This is a genomic window from Polynucleobacter yangtzensis (assembly GCF_001595965.1).
GTDB lineage: Bacteria > Pseudomonadota > Gammaproteobacteria > Burkholderiales > Burkholderiaceae > Polynucleobacter > Polynucleobacter yangtzensis.
This window is the reverse complement of the sequence record NZ_LOJI01000002.1, coordinates 1-13,446: the sequence shown is the minus strand read 5'-3', so window position 1 is coordinate 13,446 and position 13,446 is coordinate 1. Positions and strand designations below refer to the sequence as shown.

At 42.0% G+C, this 13,446-nt stretch carries 14 protein-coding genes; 4 read left to right on the top strand and 10 right to left on the bottom strand.

Going from position 1 to position 13,446, the window contains the following annotated elements; all coding sequences use genetic code 11:
• On the top strand, positions 1-132 hold a 132-nt coding region (locus JaK3_RS10590), incomplete at its 5' end, for a putative PEP-binding protein (RefSeq protein ID WP_150114194.1).
• A gap of 1,169 nt (positions 133-1,301) precedes the next feature.
• Here the strand turns inward: JaK3_RS10590 and JaK3_RS03325 are convergent.
• The 6 genes from JaK3_RS03325 to JaK3_RS03300 form a co-directional block, all read right to left on the bottom strand.
• Positions 1,302-3,680 (bottom strand): DUF3987 domain-containing protein, encoded by a 2,379-nt coding sequence (locus JaK3_RS03325; RefSeq protein ID WP_068320742.1) that lies wholly within the window; start codon positions 3,678-3,680, stop codon positions 1,302-1,304.
• Complete coding sequence (locus JaK3_RS10585; protein ID WP_150114193.1) at positions 3,677-4,165, bottom strand: hypothetical protein; 489 nt, start codon at positions 4,163-4,165, stop codon at positions 3,677-3,679. Before JaK3_RS10585 ends, JaK3_RS03325 begins: the two co-directional genes overlap by 4 nt.
• 77 nt (positions 4,166-4,242) lie before the next feature.
• The gene (locus JaK3_RS03315; RefSeq protein WP_068320738.1) at positions 4,243-4,587 is read right to left on the bottom strand and encodes a helix-turn-helix transcriptional regulator; all 345 of its coding nucleotides are present in this window, start codon (positions 4,585-4,587) and stop codon (positions 4,243-4,245) included.
• An 84-nt stretch (positions 4,588-4,671) separates the two neighbouring features.
• The gene (locus tag JaK3_RS03310) at positions 4,672-5,133 is read right to left on the bottom strand and encodes a hypothetical protein (RefSeq protein ID WP_068320736.1); all 462 of its coding nucleotides are present in this window, start codon (positions 5,131-5,133) and stop codon (positions 4,672-4,674) included.
• Between the two features lie 100 nt (positions 5,134-5,233).
• Complete coding sequence (locus JaK3_RS03305) at positions 5,234-6,430, bottom strand: tyrosine-type recombinase/integrase (RefSeq protein WP_068320734.1); 1,197 nt, start codon at positions 6,428-6,430, stop codon at positions 5,234-5,236.
• 286 nt (positions 6,431-6,716) lie between these two features.
• Positions 6,717-7,265 (bottom strand): hypothetical protein, encoded by a 549-nt coding sequence (locus tag JaK3_RS03300; RefSeq protein WP_068320732.1) that lies wholly within the window; start codon positions 7,263-7,265, stop codon positions 6,717-6,719.
• Positions 7,266-7,646: 381 nt separating this feature from the next.
• On the opposite strand from JaK3_RS03300, the gene JaK3_RS03290 reads away from it, so the two are divergent.
• From JaK3_RS03290 to JaK3_RS03280, 3 genes are all read left to right on the top strand, one after another.
• Positions 7,647-7,946 carry a hypothetical protein gene (locus tag JaK3_RS03290; protein WP_068320730.1) on the top strand — a complete coding sequence of 100 codons (300 nt, stop codon included), beginning with the start codon at positions 7,647-7,649 and terminating at the stop codon, positions 7,944-7,946.
• Between the two features lie 60 nt (positions 7,947-8,006).
• Positions 8,007-8,417: a Smr/MutS family protein gene (locus tag JaK3_RS03285; protein WP_240480871.1), complete on the top strand. Its 411-nt coding sequence runs from the start codon at positions 8,007-8,009 to the stop codon at positions 8,415-8,417.
• A 213-nt stretch (positions 8,418-8,630) separates the two neighbouring features.
• Positions 8,631-9,488: a hypothetical protein gene (locus JaK3_RS03280; RefSeq protein WP_068320728.1), complete on the top strand. Its 858-nt coding sequence runs from the start codon at positions 8,631-8,633 to the stop codon at positions 9,486-9,488.
• Here JaK3_RS03280 and JaK3_RS03275 read toward each other — a convergent pair.
• The 4 genes from JaK3_RS03275 to JaK3_RS03255 form a co-directional block, all read right to left on the bottom strand.
• Positions 9,485-10,198, bottom strand: a complete 714-nt coding sequence (locus tag JaK3_RS03275; protein ID WP_068320726.1) for a 4'-phosphopantetheinyl transferase family protein — start codon at positions 10,196-10,198, stop codon at positions 9,485-9,487. The two genes, JaK3_RS03280 and JaK3_RS03275, sit on opposite strands and share 4 nt — an antisense overlap.
• A 20-nt stretch (positions 10,199-10,218) precedes the next feature.
• Positions 10,219-11,469: a hypothetical protein gene (locus JaK3_RS03270; RefSeq protein ID WP_068320724.1), complete on the bottom strand. Its 1,251-nt coding sequence runs from the start codon at positions 11,467-11,469 to the stop codon at positions 10,219-10,221.
• 277 nt (positions 11,470-11,746) lie between these two features.
• Complete coding sequence (locus tag JaK3_RS03260; protein WP_068320722.1) at positions 11,747-12,547, bottom strand: phytanoyl-CoA dioxygenase family protein; 801 nt, start codon at positions 12,545-12,547, stop codon at positions 11,747-11,749.
• A 14-nt stretch (positions 12,548-12,561) separates the two neighbouring features.
• A partial coding sequence (locus JaK3_RS03255; RefSeq protein ID WP_150114192.1) for a thioesterase domain-containing protein occupies positions 12,562-13,446 on the bottom strand: 885 nt, incomplete at its 5' end.

The following is a 13,446-nucleotide window of genomic DNA, read 5'->3' as shown; positions in this document are numbered from 1 at the left end:
TACGTTGGCATTTGCGGTCAGGGTCCTTCAGATCACCCAGACTTTGCGCGCTGGTTGGTTGAGAAGGGCATTACTTCCATCTCATTAAATCCAGATAGTGTAGTAGCCACTTGGGAGATGTTGGGTAAATAATTTATCTAGTATTTAGCTAATTCAAATTCCTTCCAAATGGTCCATCAGGTTGTGGTAGTAGAGCGTAAATTACTTTTGCGATCCCTAAATTTGGCCATACCTATTTAACTAGTTTATGAGTTGATCAGTCTCGCCCAGTGCCTTCCAACTCCGTCTGTAAAGGTTCAAGCGATCGACTATTATCACCAACAAAAGCCAGAACATCCTATCCACCCAAATGAAACGGAGTCGTATTTCTGTGGCCCTATCTATTACTGGTGGGGTGGATGGGATTCGATCTTACGACCAACAGATTAAAAGCCCGCTAGCGGGGGCATTCCGCTAAAAGTGACAATATCCTCAAGGGTTTTCAAGTTGTCTTCTTAAAGTTACCAAGACAATATTCATTCGCTAAAAGAGTCCAATTAGACTTTTATTTTGGTATAAGTGGTAGGGTACCCTTATGAATTATCTAGGGGTCGCCCAATCCCACCCAGAGCCCCATTTTAAAGTGACCTCCATCCAGAATACCTTTGCACGTTACTTTATTCAAACGATCATTTCTTTTAAGATAATGGCTGTTGGGTAGTCAGCGTCTAATCACTTTCCTCTTCGCGTAGGGAAGCCAAGATAGCTAAAGCTAGTTGTTCGGGGTCATCCATATCATATTTGACATACCCCTTCGGTTTTCGTCCCCTTGTATAGTCACCGTTAAAAAGCTTGATATGGTCGCCTAAATCTCGCAGAGTCAACAGGATGATTGAGGATTTTCTGTGTTCATCTTCTGACTTAATTGTTCTTTGGCCGTCTCTGTATCGAGGGTGATTTGTACCTCGTAACACATTTCGAGACTTATGTGCTCCGTGCATGCGGCATGCCAGGCAGCCGTAGGCCGCAGGGTTTTTACAGCGCAGCCGAGTGCGTTTTGTCAAAACTTGACATTGTTTGGCTCCATTCAGGACGCTCTGTAACGGCATAGCTATTATTTATACAGTTCGAAACATATGGTGTAGGGGGTCTTTTGATGGCATAGATTTTTATTTCCCGTTATACCTATGCAAAAGGGGCCTGCATGCTGCAAAGTTTCGTGGGTTTCGTAGGCATACCCCTACCATGTTTTTGATGAATATAAAAAAGTAATTTCCAAAACATAGTAGGGGGGGTACCCACAAAACCTACGAAAGATTCACTCATAAGCATTCCGTTGAAATCCGCGGATTTATTTTGTAAATGGTTGTTTTCCTGCCACCGTTATCGGTAAGGTGTTCGCTTAACCAGTTATGCTCAACCAACGCATTGACGGCCAGTGAAACCGAATCCTTGTTAGAGAGGTTGGCCCAGCCCTTATGCAATACATTTCTTTGGGTAAAGCCATCTGCTAGCTTCTGTTCAAGTAGCCTTGCTGCTAGGGTTTTGGTTGGCGCGGAATCTAGTCCATTTACAGATCCATATGTCCTTTTGGCATGTGACTTTAGGTATCTGGCAAACAATAATGCAGTTTGCAGGCTGTCTTCGCTGACTGACCCGTGGTTGCCATTGATGAGGTGGAACAATAGAGCCAATCCTGGCACCAGACTACGGTACTTTGCAAAGTGACTATGCTCAGAGGGGTTGAGTGCGCCTGTGCGTAGCATCAACTCATTGTTTTGATACCAGTCATTAAACAGCTCTTGCGCAGCGCTATCAAAATGCAATAACTGCACACCTGCGGAATTTTTCGTGGCACCCTTGATTGAGGTATTGCTTAGTATATTCAGCGTTTGAATAGCCTTGTGCATCTGAAGGAGGGCATCCTTATTGGCTGGCCTATCAATGAGTTCAAAGTCGCCGGTTAGGTCTGGCCAAACGAGTAGCTGGAACCGCTGCAACAATCCATCATTTTTAGAGCTGCCGCTTTGTGCATGGCGTACATAGGCTTTGACTCTGTCTGGCTGAAAGCCGCCAAATACTGCGAGCTGATAGCGGGTAAGGGTAATAGAGTCCCTCGTAATGCGATCAAATGTATAGTTTCCCTGACCACCCCAGCCTGATAAGTAAAAGCCGCGCGCCGCCTCCTGTCCTGGCGTATCTAGCGACTGCAACAAGCCTGATAGTTCATCAGCAAGAGCTAGAATCCCCCGAGGATTTTCAGCTAAGATTTCACCCAGTGCCTGGTACGTAACGTCATTCACAATGTAGCGCTTTTTAACGGGCTTAGCCGGTTCTATTGGGAACGTTGTTGATTTTCCAGATTTAAATTCAGACATCGCTTTATCAAAGGCGGCTTTATCAAGTCTATATTGCGCATAGTCTTGCTTGTACTTTGTTGCCGCAACCTCTTCTAGGTGGTGCAGTGGTTTTAGTGATGCATTAAGTGCTGGAGTTTTCATGCTACCAGGTGATCCAATAATCCCACCCCAAAACCCAGCGTGAACAATCCATGAGTCATCAAACTCTTTAGGAAGAATGCCAACTGTATTGCCTAATGCAGTACCTGCGCCAACAATTGCTGGGATTGCAACGTAATCAAGAGGGCAGCTTAGGCGCTCTGCAATGTCTAAACAACCTGCACGCAAGACCTCAGGAAGCCATTCAGGGTTGAGCTCTAGGACTGGAAGTAACTCTCCTGGTAATTTTTGAGGTTCTGCCCAGCCATCTAGATCTGGCGCTAGGGTAGGTGAGTCAATATCAAAGCGCTTAGCGGGATTAATCCAACCTTGTCGCTGCGCTTCAGCAAAGATGTAGCGATAGTCAATACTTGTCGGGTCTAACGACTCCCAAGCATCAGCAGCCTCTAGTGGGTCATATTTTTTGGATGTCATTGCCCACTCAATCCATAGGCCTCTACCGACATCGCCAAGATTCTTTAGCGCAAGACCAGCTTTAATCCAGTCTTTTCTATCATCAGCTCTTAGGTGTAGCAGGGCGCTGCGTAAATACTGGATATTCTGCCCCGAGAGTATCTGGGTTGCAGCTGGTTGTTGTGTAGTTACTGATGAAGCAGTGCTTTTTGATTCTGTTGAGGCTCCATTGAGTAATTCTTCCCAGAGAGTAAATAGTGCCCCTGGAATAAATGGAATGTCACGCCAATCTCCTTTACCAGCCCATTTATATTCAATACCAGTTTCAGGGTGAATGGAGGGTGGCAGAAGATCTTGAACTGTCTTCCCGTTGGAGGATGCGCAGCGCAACTCTAAAACCGTATCTTTTGATACTGGATCTGATATTTGCTTTGTTTCCATCAGCCTGGTATCGAATGGCAGCCTGTACAAAAGCTTTGCGCGATTTTGGCGACCAGAGTTAATTTGAACTGCATCGGGAGCATCAAGCAGCGCCTGGAGGTCGATTCCTTTATTGGCAAGATACGTGCTAGCAAGCCCGAAGTCATCTATGTCTAAAGCAGCGGTTGCATATGGACTGCAGTAAAGATGAGCTAGTCCAACGTTGCCGTTGATCTGAGTTGCACCATCAATGTCTCTAATTGCATTTTCACGAGTGTTCCATCCTTTACCCTTAGGCCCTTTTTCGCCATACGGTATTGAAACAAGTGCGTAGCCGTGTTCTACATATTCTTGGATTATTTGGTTCATATGATTTCAACCCCTGGATTTAAGGTTTCAATAATTTTTTCTAGGCGCTTCACAAGCTTTTCTGCGTGCTGTTTTGAAATGCACGGAGAAGACCCATCCATAAAAAAGTTCCCATCAACACTCCCAGCCCAACCTTGGTATGAGTAATAGTGCGGCTTAATTGCAGCAACATCAGCTGGAGTCAAGTGCAAATGAGGGTAATGATCGTAATCAACCATGCCTGACCAATGCATCCCTATCGGTCTGTAGTCTCTATTAACGATAATAAATACACCAGGTGTATATGTTCCATGTATGAGATAGGGTATGTATGGTCTTAGGCTTAATATTGCCTTTTTGTTAAAGCGAGTATTTCTATATGACTCAATACCAGCTGCGTGTTTTAGACTATTAATTGATGAAATAATGCTTTGCTGCCAGTGCGGTAACGTCTCAATACTGATTGACGGTAGTTGTTTGTAACTTGTTCCTAATGTTGATAACATGTCGTAACTTTCTTAATTAATTTGCGTTGAATAGGGAAGGTGAGCTAGATGTGGGCTACAACCCTGTCTGGCTCGTTTTATTTGGATTCTTTATGTGATTCAACCCAGTCAATGACGTCCTGTAATTTCCAAACTTTTACAGTTGGAGACAGCGTTATCGGCGCCAAAAACTTACCTTGGGATACCCAAAGATTTATCGATGATTTAGCTAATGTTGTGAGGGCTGATACTTCGTCAATTCTGATGTACTGATGTTTTTGGGCAAAGTATTTGTTTGCCGCATCTTCAATGCCTGTTGCATTGAGTGGATATGAGTGTTCAGACTTGCCTGCCTCTGTCAACCCCTTTATATCTATGGGGTTTAAGTAGTTGGTGGTGCTTTGAGGTACCACTTCCAACGAATTACGATTTATTGATTTCATGCGATTCTCCTGTAGTGAAGAATCAATTGTTATCAACTGGTATCTATAAGACCACGCATTAAATATTGAATGCGAAAAACATTTTTATGGAAAGTCAAACACTCCTTTTTTCCATTCGTCGATATAGTTATCGAATGCTCTACTACTAATTTCAATTTCAGGTAAGCCCTGATTTATGCGGCCTGCATTAGTCGCGTCAAGTGTTTTACTAAATGTATCCCATGATGGAAACGGCTTTAATTTTTTTATCAGCCGGTTTTCTACCTCTTGCCTGAAAAATTCACGGGCTAATTCATTTCTTTGACCACCTACTGGTTTGCTTGAGTCTGAAAATTGATCATTGATAACATGTTGCCTGATAATGCCCATAACAGCAGAAAAGTGATCTACGAGTACAGCATTTAATTGATTCGGGATGGGCATTTGACTGTCACATTCATTCACCTTGTTCTTAAAGTCAATCATTAGGTCATGCAAATCTTTTGCAATAAGCTTTCTGTTCAGGTGTTTGCCAGATTTTTTATTAGCCGGTGTTGTTTTGCTCATAATTATTCTTGGTTATTTAGTGATCAGACCCATTCAAAATAAAGGCACAAAGTCATCAAATCAAGTGCGTTCTTACAGTGTACGTTGCCAGTTACTAAAATTAGGGCGTTCCATTGGCTCCTTTGTCATTAAGGCAGTATGATTCCCAATCTAGCGCTAAGCGCTTGCGACGCTCCAGAAGATCTCCTCGTCTATAAGCAGCCTCAACTTGGTTTGCGATAGCGTGGGCTAAGGCCTTTTCTGCAACCTCATGTGAGTGATCTGTTTCTTCTGCTACCCAATCTCGAAAGGTTGACCTAAATCCATGTACAGTGATGTTCATTTCAAGTCTTTTAAGTAAGTGTGACATTGCTACATTACTTAGTGGTTTGCCATTTCTTGAGAAAAGGTAAGGGCTCTCGGGGTCAAGCGTACTTGCTATCTCCAGCAAGTCTTTTGAACGTTTTCCGAGTGGGACTCTATGCTCTTTTTTCATTTTCATTCTGGAGGCGGGGATTATCCATAGGTCGGCCACTATCTCACTCTTTAATCCAAAACGAACTTCACTTGTCCTGCTTGCGTTAAGAATTAAAAACTCAAGCGCCAATGCCGATATGGAATCGGACCCCTGAAGTTTTTTAATAAAGCTCGGCAGATCTTTATAGGGAAGTGCCTTATGGTGCTTAACAGGCGTCACTTTGGAAGGTTTTTGAAGGATTGTTTCTAGGTGGCCACGCCATAAGGCTGGATTCAGACCAGTTCGTAATTTACGTGTTGTTGCTGAAGCTAGAACCCATTCAATTCGTGCCCTTAATCTAGACGCCGTTTCTGTCTTTTTCGTCCATATTGGCTCTAGTATCTGAAGAATGTGCTCGGTCTCTATTTGGTCAATCGGTAAGTCACCAATTAGGTCAAATGCGTAGTCTCTAAGTGTGTTTAACCATTGGTCTGCATGTTTTTTGTTTGCCCATTCCAGCTTCTTTTGGGCGTGACAGGCTATTGCATACTCTCTGAAGGACGGCGTCACGGATTCTGCCTTATATGGCTCTGCTACTCTACGCTCGTGGGGTTTTGGGTTCATCCCTTTGTTGAGCATGCTGCGTGCTTCTATTGCTTTTTTGCGCGCTTCTTTCAAGCTAGTTCCTGGATACGCTCCAAGGCTTTTATCGTATCTTTTGCCTTCAAATATGTATCTAAGCGTCCAGTATTTTTTATTGGCTGCTTTAACCTGAAGATTTAGACCTTTCAGCTCGCCATCCGTGTATCTACCTGGAGCAGTGATATTTCTTATAAATAGGTCAGTCAGTGCAGTTTTCATTGCTTATCCTTTATAAATTCCCCCATGATTCCCCACACAAATGTGTTGATTTGCCATAAGAGTTGTTGATAGGCAATGTAAGTTCTTGGTTTCGAATTAGCTACGCAGTGAATATTCATTGCGATTTTTACCCTTTAAATTCAGGGAGAAGTGCACTAGCTAGGCTACAAGAGCCCCCAAGACCGTCTAAAGCCTATTAAGTAGCTAGTTTGGTCTCGTCTCCGCCAAGTACTTAAAGATAAAGGGGCCTCGGCCCCTTTATTTATTTCTAATGCTGCAATGGGGATTAATTAAATCCATTCACCGCCTGCATATAGCCTTGGATATATTGTGGCGGTACATAGAGTTCTGTCTTGATACCAGCCTTCGAAGAAACGGTCATGATGAAACCCTTCTTCATTTTGTCTTTAAGGAACGCTTCAGTTAATTGAATTGAGAGCACTTCTCTGAAGATGCATCCTCGTTCACCACAGGCGCCAGCTTCTCTCCCAACCACTTTAAATGTCGTAGCAGGCGTGTTTTCTAGGATTGCCGAATCGTAATAGCGCCATTGTGAAAAATACGTTAACTGCGCAACCAACTCATAGGTCTTTGCACCTTGCTTTGTCTGCTCAGCTCTGAGGCTAAACATTTCATAAGTATTGGCTTCATCAATCGTGTTGATGGGAGGGCCCTGATAGATTTTTCCTCCAGTTACTGAATTAGGCGTGATGATGGTTGAGTGATAAACATCATTAATTTCCCAGCCACTAATTTTTTTGTCATTGTGGTTACAGGCAACAAGACCGGTACCAATTGCCAACAATAGAACTACTCGATAGATGATGCGATGCATATAAAGCTCCCTAAGTTCCCCAAATCATACTATTCCTAGTCAAAAGCCTGACTTTCTTGTCCACATCCTTTATTTATAAAGGCTCCAGAAAACCCAATCCAATTTCTTGCCTGCATTAGGGTATCTCACTACCCTTTTACTTAACTTCACAACTTCACAACTTCAGAAGTTGTGATATAGTGTTACAACTGGGAGATGAAATGAAGAGACAAATACCAAAAACACATCAAGCCTTGGAGTGGGTAGGGAAGGGGCTAACCGCTGCTCAAGCAGCTAGAAAGATGGAGATTTCAGAATCCAGTGTGTATGCCGCTCTTAAAAAGACCAGAGCGAAAGAACTAGGTTGTTGTCCAACATGTGGTCACAAAATAAGGAACTAAGATGAAAAAGACTCTATTAGCAGCCGTATCAATCTCCGTTGCTGCGTTTGCATATGCAAATACAAAGCCGTCGGATTCTTCTGAGTTAGTAAATCAGCAGTGCAAGATATCTGCTGAAGCGGTGTCTACGTTGAAGGGATTGCGCTATGGCAATACATCCATTCGAAAAGATGTCTCAACATTGATTAACGCAAGCTTAAAGACGCCCGAAAATCGGGATCTTGCGCAAAAGACCCTCAACCTTATGGTTGACGACAAATCATCCGATGTAAGAAGCTTGGAAGGTAAGTACTGCTCTTAAGGAGTTCAGTTCAACCAATCTAAATTGGCACACAACGCAGAATGTCCTGATTGTGGGAATGTGCGGGCATTGTTTGATCAATGTCCGCATTGCAGTTCTATTGCATTGCCTATCCTGAGCTCAGATACAATCGAGCTCAATATTAAGCAAGACGGCCCCTATGTAGATGAAGCCCTAGAGAGGCTTACGGAATATCTACGCAAATCTCTTGAGGTTGGTATCAAAGCGATTGTTTTGATTCATGGCTATGGGTCTAGTGGAGAGGGTGGTCGCATTAAATGGGCCATTCAAGACGCACTAGAAAATAATCGCTATTCAGACAGGGTTGATGAGTATTACTTTGGCGTAGATGTTGCTTATGGCAGCGAGGCCTATCATGCTTTGCTTAAAAGACGCCCAGGGTTAAAGCGCTATCTCAAGCGTCTCAAAGAAGGCAATATGGGTATAACTGTTTTACTGCTGAAGTTTTAGATTGCATGTTTGTTGGGTATTTCATCAGCAAATTGCAAATTAGTATTTTGATACATAAGCAATAATCGTCGAATTTTGTAATTTTTAGGGGCTAAATAGTAGCTTATTTATCGTTTTAGCCGTACCACCTCCTGTATTATGTAAGCTATCAATATGCCTTTGCAGTAAATCCGTTACGCATATTTTTTAATTATTGAGAGTGTTAAGTTGAGCATGAAAATCATTGCAAAATTTGTTGCTTCTTTGTTGTTTGTGGTGAGCCCCCATGTTTTTGCTGCATCTTTTGAGATAGAGCTCGGCTCTCAGTCTAAGCAGATAGTGGCAAGCCCTAGCCAAAATTCTAAGCAGGATGTTAATTCCGAAATTGTTTGGCAAAAGAAAAAAAGTAAGGATGTCAATCTCTCGGTATTGGATGATGGCAATACTTTCTGTTTAATCCATGTATTTAGCAACCACCTATTTTTTGTGCAGGTGGATACATTTTCGACGCAAGGATTTGGCGATTGTGCTCCCGCGGATTACTTTAAATTAACGCCGGTTTCTGTTACGGCTCAACTTGCCACCAAGGGCATTAGGATTAACAGGGTCAATCTTTCTGGTGTTTACCATCCAACAATGGATTTATCCCGCGTGAGCATCAATCAAAAGTTTGAAAATTTAGGTCTTTTGAAGTTCTACGCTACTGGTGTTAGTAAATTCTCGTTCTGGGAGCTGATTAAAAATCCAGCATTTGTCACTCAATATCTTCAAGGCGCTAATTATATGCCTTACAGCACGGTTGAGGACGTTTACTACCTCTGGAATCCGGGTACTGAAATCTACGAATTGGTTGACCCCAGTGGGGATGCTTACATTATGACCTCTTATACGGATATGTTTTTAAAGACACTGAAGGTGGGCTCTCTCAAAAGCCTTGGATCAGTATTGGAGCTCCCCAAAGGATGGTCTTATAGAACTAGGGTTCTGAAGAGGGTGTTGGCGATTGAGTCAATTTCCAAGCTTGGTAACTCCACCACTCGAATTGCCGATAACTACAATAATTTATACATTAAACATAACTACGTTGATTAAATATTGACTGATCGGAATTTAATGGTTTTCAAAGTACCTCCTATGCACAGGCTACTTACATAATTTTCATCTATTGGCGGTGTGTTGAGGATTCTCCATTGGTTGTAGGGGTCCGGACTATGATGTAAATCGGCTTTGTTTGGATCACAGCTTACCTGAAAGCTCTCTGTTTTGATTGTTAGACCCTTCCCGATTGCCTTAAGCAGCGCCTCTTTTCTGGTCCAGCATATAAAAAACCATAGATCGCTCTGATTCATTTGCACATTATTGATCTCATCTCTTTCCCCCGGGTGATATAAATTATCTTTGATGTATTTCATTTCAGAAAATTTAACAATTTTCTCGATATCAACTCCGATAGGAATGTAGGAGAATGCCATGAGCAGAAAATCCCCTGAATGCGAGACATTGAATTGGCCATCCTGGTTTACCAAAAAGGGTTTACCGTATTCGTTTTCCTCGATGATGGGTTCTTGGCCAAATACAAGCTTCAAGTACTTTCGAAGAAGAAATCTTGTGGCTACGAATCGTTTGCGATCATTTGGCTTGGCAAAATTCTCTGCAGCATCCTGTTCGGAGGGCATAATTCTAGATAGCCATCTTTCGATGGATGACTGTGATATTGCATCAATATTAAAAAGCAAGCAAAGACACTCATCTCGATTAATGGCGAGATCTGGGGTTGCGAGTAGCTCCCAACGAGCTAACATCTATCCATACAAAATATGTATTACTTGATAAGTACCGATGGGGAAGGGGGTACCGATCCAGGAACTTTGGTCAGATTGAAAAACTGGGATAGCAAATTAAAAGCGTAAGCGCTGTATGTATCGGCTTTATCAGGGATTGAGTACATACTGCCATCATATGCAATCGTTGCAATTGGTTTTTCCTTGCTATCTTTTTCAATTATCAGAAGAGGGTATTCGCCAAAGCTTTCATAGTCACCATTGGCTAATTGTCTTCTGCCACGCACATAAATATACTCAGGTTTCTCCTGCATTTGCTTGGCGGCTACTTGACCAAGGAAATCAAATATATCTCTAGTTGATCGTAGCTGAATTTTGACAGTTGGTTTTGATAAATCAGAATGAAAATTGGGATTAAATGCAGCAGGGTTATTGGATGCGCCGCATAACATTTGTGCGCCGAATTTATCTATGACAGATTTCTTGTACTGAATTGTGTCAAAACAAAAGCGAGCCATCATAATCGGCTCCTGGAACTGATAGCCTTTGACTCCATTAGTATTAACTGGCATTAACATCACTTTAGACTTATCTTTATTTGCCACATAATTTATGAGTGTTGCATTGGCAAGCTCTTTGTTTCTAAGAATTGGACCGATGGGCATGTTAACGGTAATCATCTCTGTTGTTAGGCCGCCATCGATCAAGCCTCTAAGCTGCTTTTGAAAGTCAATGTATGTTGCCGAAGAGGGGTTGTTGTAAGCAATAATCTTTTCCCCCTTAGGGTTCGCTACTTCAAATCGATCTATGACCATCGTATATAGGAGTTCTTTTGAAATGTGGTCCTTTGTAAATGCAGTCATTGTTTCAATCGAAATGTTGCTGATAAATCCCTTCTGAAATTGCGCATTCTCTAATGAAGACTGGGTGAAGTTAAATGATCTTCCTAAGCTCAAAGAAGCGTAAGGGTTATAGTATTGACCCGTGTTATTTGCTGCCGCAGATAGCAAGCCGCCTGAAGCCCCGCTAGTAGCTCCATACATAAATGCACCAAGCCCAACAGTTTCATTAATATTTCCTGTGCCTACAACAGAAGGGATTTCCAAAAAGCTAAGAGGCATATTTTTGGAAGATCGAATAATGTTTAGTAGCAAATTATTATTTTGGTACTTTTCTAACACTGTTTGATATGTTTGAGACATATCCGAGAAGTCTGGAGAGACTGAGCTACAGCCCGTCAACACAAATGTAATGGTTACCAGTGCGTGTTGCTTCAGGATCTTAGTATTCATATGTGGGTTTATTTTATTAGTATGGTCAGAGGATCAAATGGTCTCATGCATTAATCTGAAGTAGAGCCATAAAATTGCAATGAATAAAACTATTTCCAGGATGATGCGATATGTTTTTCTGGGGAGGCTATTCTTTATGGGCAATGTTGTTTTTGCCTCATCTCCATTAATGTTTCTTTTATTTCTAATGATCGAGTAGGCAAGATAAATAGCGCCAATAATTACAATTAATCCAACAAAATTCATACCCAATCCTTCATTTCATCTCTAGTGATGTTTAAATAGTTTCAGTTATCTCTTCAACTAATGGCGAAGTATCCCTGGCACATAGAAAAGCTGGACGAAAATTCTCTCTGCTTTTAGAGGGCGCATTCGCAACACTATTATAGGTAATGATGGCAACGCGTCGTTGAAACGGGGAGATATTAGAGGGTGATGCGTGGACTATATTTCCATGAAACCAAAGTACCGTTCCTTTTGGACCTGTTGCGGCGACTATACCGTTTTGTTTAATTAGAGACTCCACCACTGATTCATCTACTTGATAGGTTAGTTCTGCGCTAACATCTTGATCCCAACCGCCCCCTTGCTTTGGCATTTTGGGGTCTAAACTTCCCATCTTATGAGATTTTGGAATGACGAATAAGGGTCCGTTGAACTCCGTAATGTCATCCAAAAAGATCATGACGCTAATGATGGAGTCGTTAGGTACACCATCTTTTTCACGCCAATATATGTAGTCTTGGTGCCATGGCCATAATTCACCATGAAATGGTTTTTTGAGGTTAATCTTTAACTGGTGAACATAAACTTCATCATCTAGCAGCGCTTTTGCTGGATATAAGAATCTTGGTGATTTTATGAGCTGCTCGAAAACTCGATCATATAAATGGCATCCATGAAGTGCTCTATATCCTTTCCCGTGCTCTTCAAGAATGTGACCAGGGTATTCTGATTGTTCTAAAAACTCCACCTGATCAGATAGCGCATTAATCTCAGTAGCTGGTAAAAAATTTAGTAGTTTAATAAACCCATTAGCATGGAATTCATTAACTTGGGACTGGGTTATATATTTCATAGTCAATTATCGATTTATATTAATTTAATGTGTCGAATAATGTGATTGGCAATAACTTCGATTGCCGATTTCTGCATCATCGTATTATGTAGCGAATTGATTGAGACCTTATGAACTGTATTCACTGTGTGGTCTGTCCATGAGTAGTGTTGGCCTTGATTCGTTCTATCCTCTTGTTGCGCTTCAAAGAAAATTATTGGCGCCTTACAGATTCTTGTTTTGTGTTTGCGCGTAAGATCAGGGGTGGCTGCCAATTGTTTAAATGCACGCTCTACCCAATCCAGAGGGGTTCCTTCTGGAATCAAGTCTTGTTTCACTAATAATTGCCTTATGAATTCTAAGTGAGAATTGCTAGACTCGCCAAGATCCACGCCGTAGTCTTTTGCAAGCTTTGCAATTGACTGTTCCATTGTCAATCCATCTAGTTCATCTTTTACTTCATAGGTTGATTTGGTATCCAACAGGGCCAACAAGGCAACCTTCTCACCAATTTCTTCAAGTCTGCATGCCATTTCATGGGCTAGGGTGCCGCCTAATGACCATCCCAATAGATGGTATGGGCCATTTTTTTGAACTGTTCTAATAGCTGCAATATATTCATCCACCATTTCGGAGATAGATGTATGTAGCTCTTCGCCATCTTCTAGACCTCTAGCTTGAATTCCATATACAGGGTAATCATCTCCTAAAGCGTTGCTGAGATTTGAGTAAACAGTTCCAATACCACCACCACCATGAATGCAAAATAGAGGCGCATGATTGCCAGATTTTCTTAAAGGCACCAGCGGGGTATATCCCTTGATACCACCATCAACTAATTGCAGAGCGAGACCTGCAGGAGTGGCAAACTCAAATAAGGCTCTTAAAGGTAAGGTAATCGCTGTTTCTTGACGCACTCG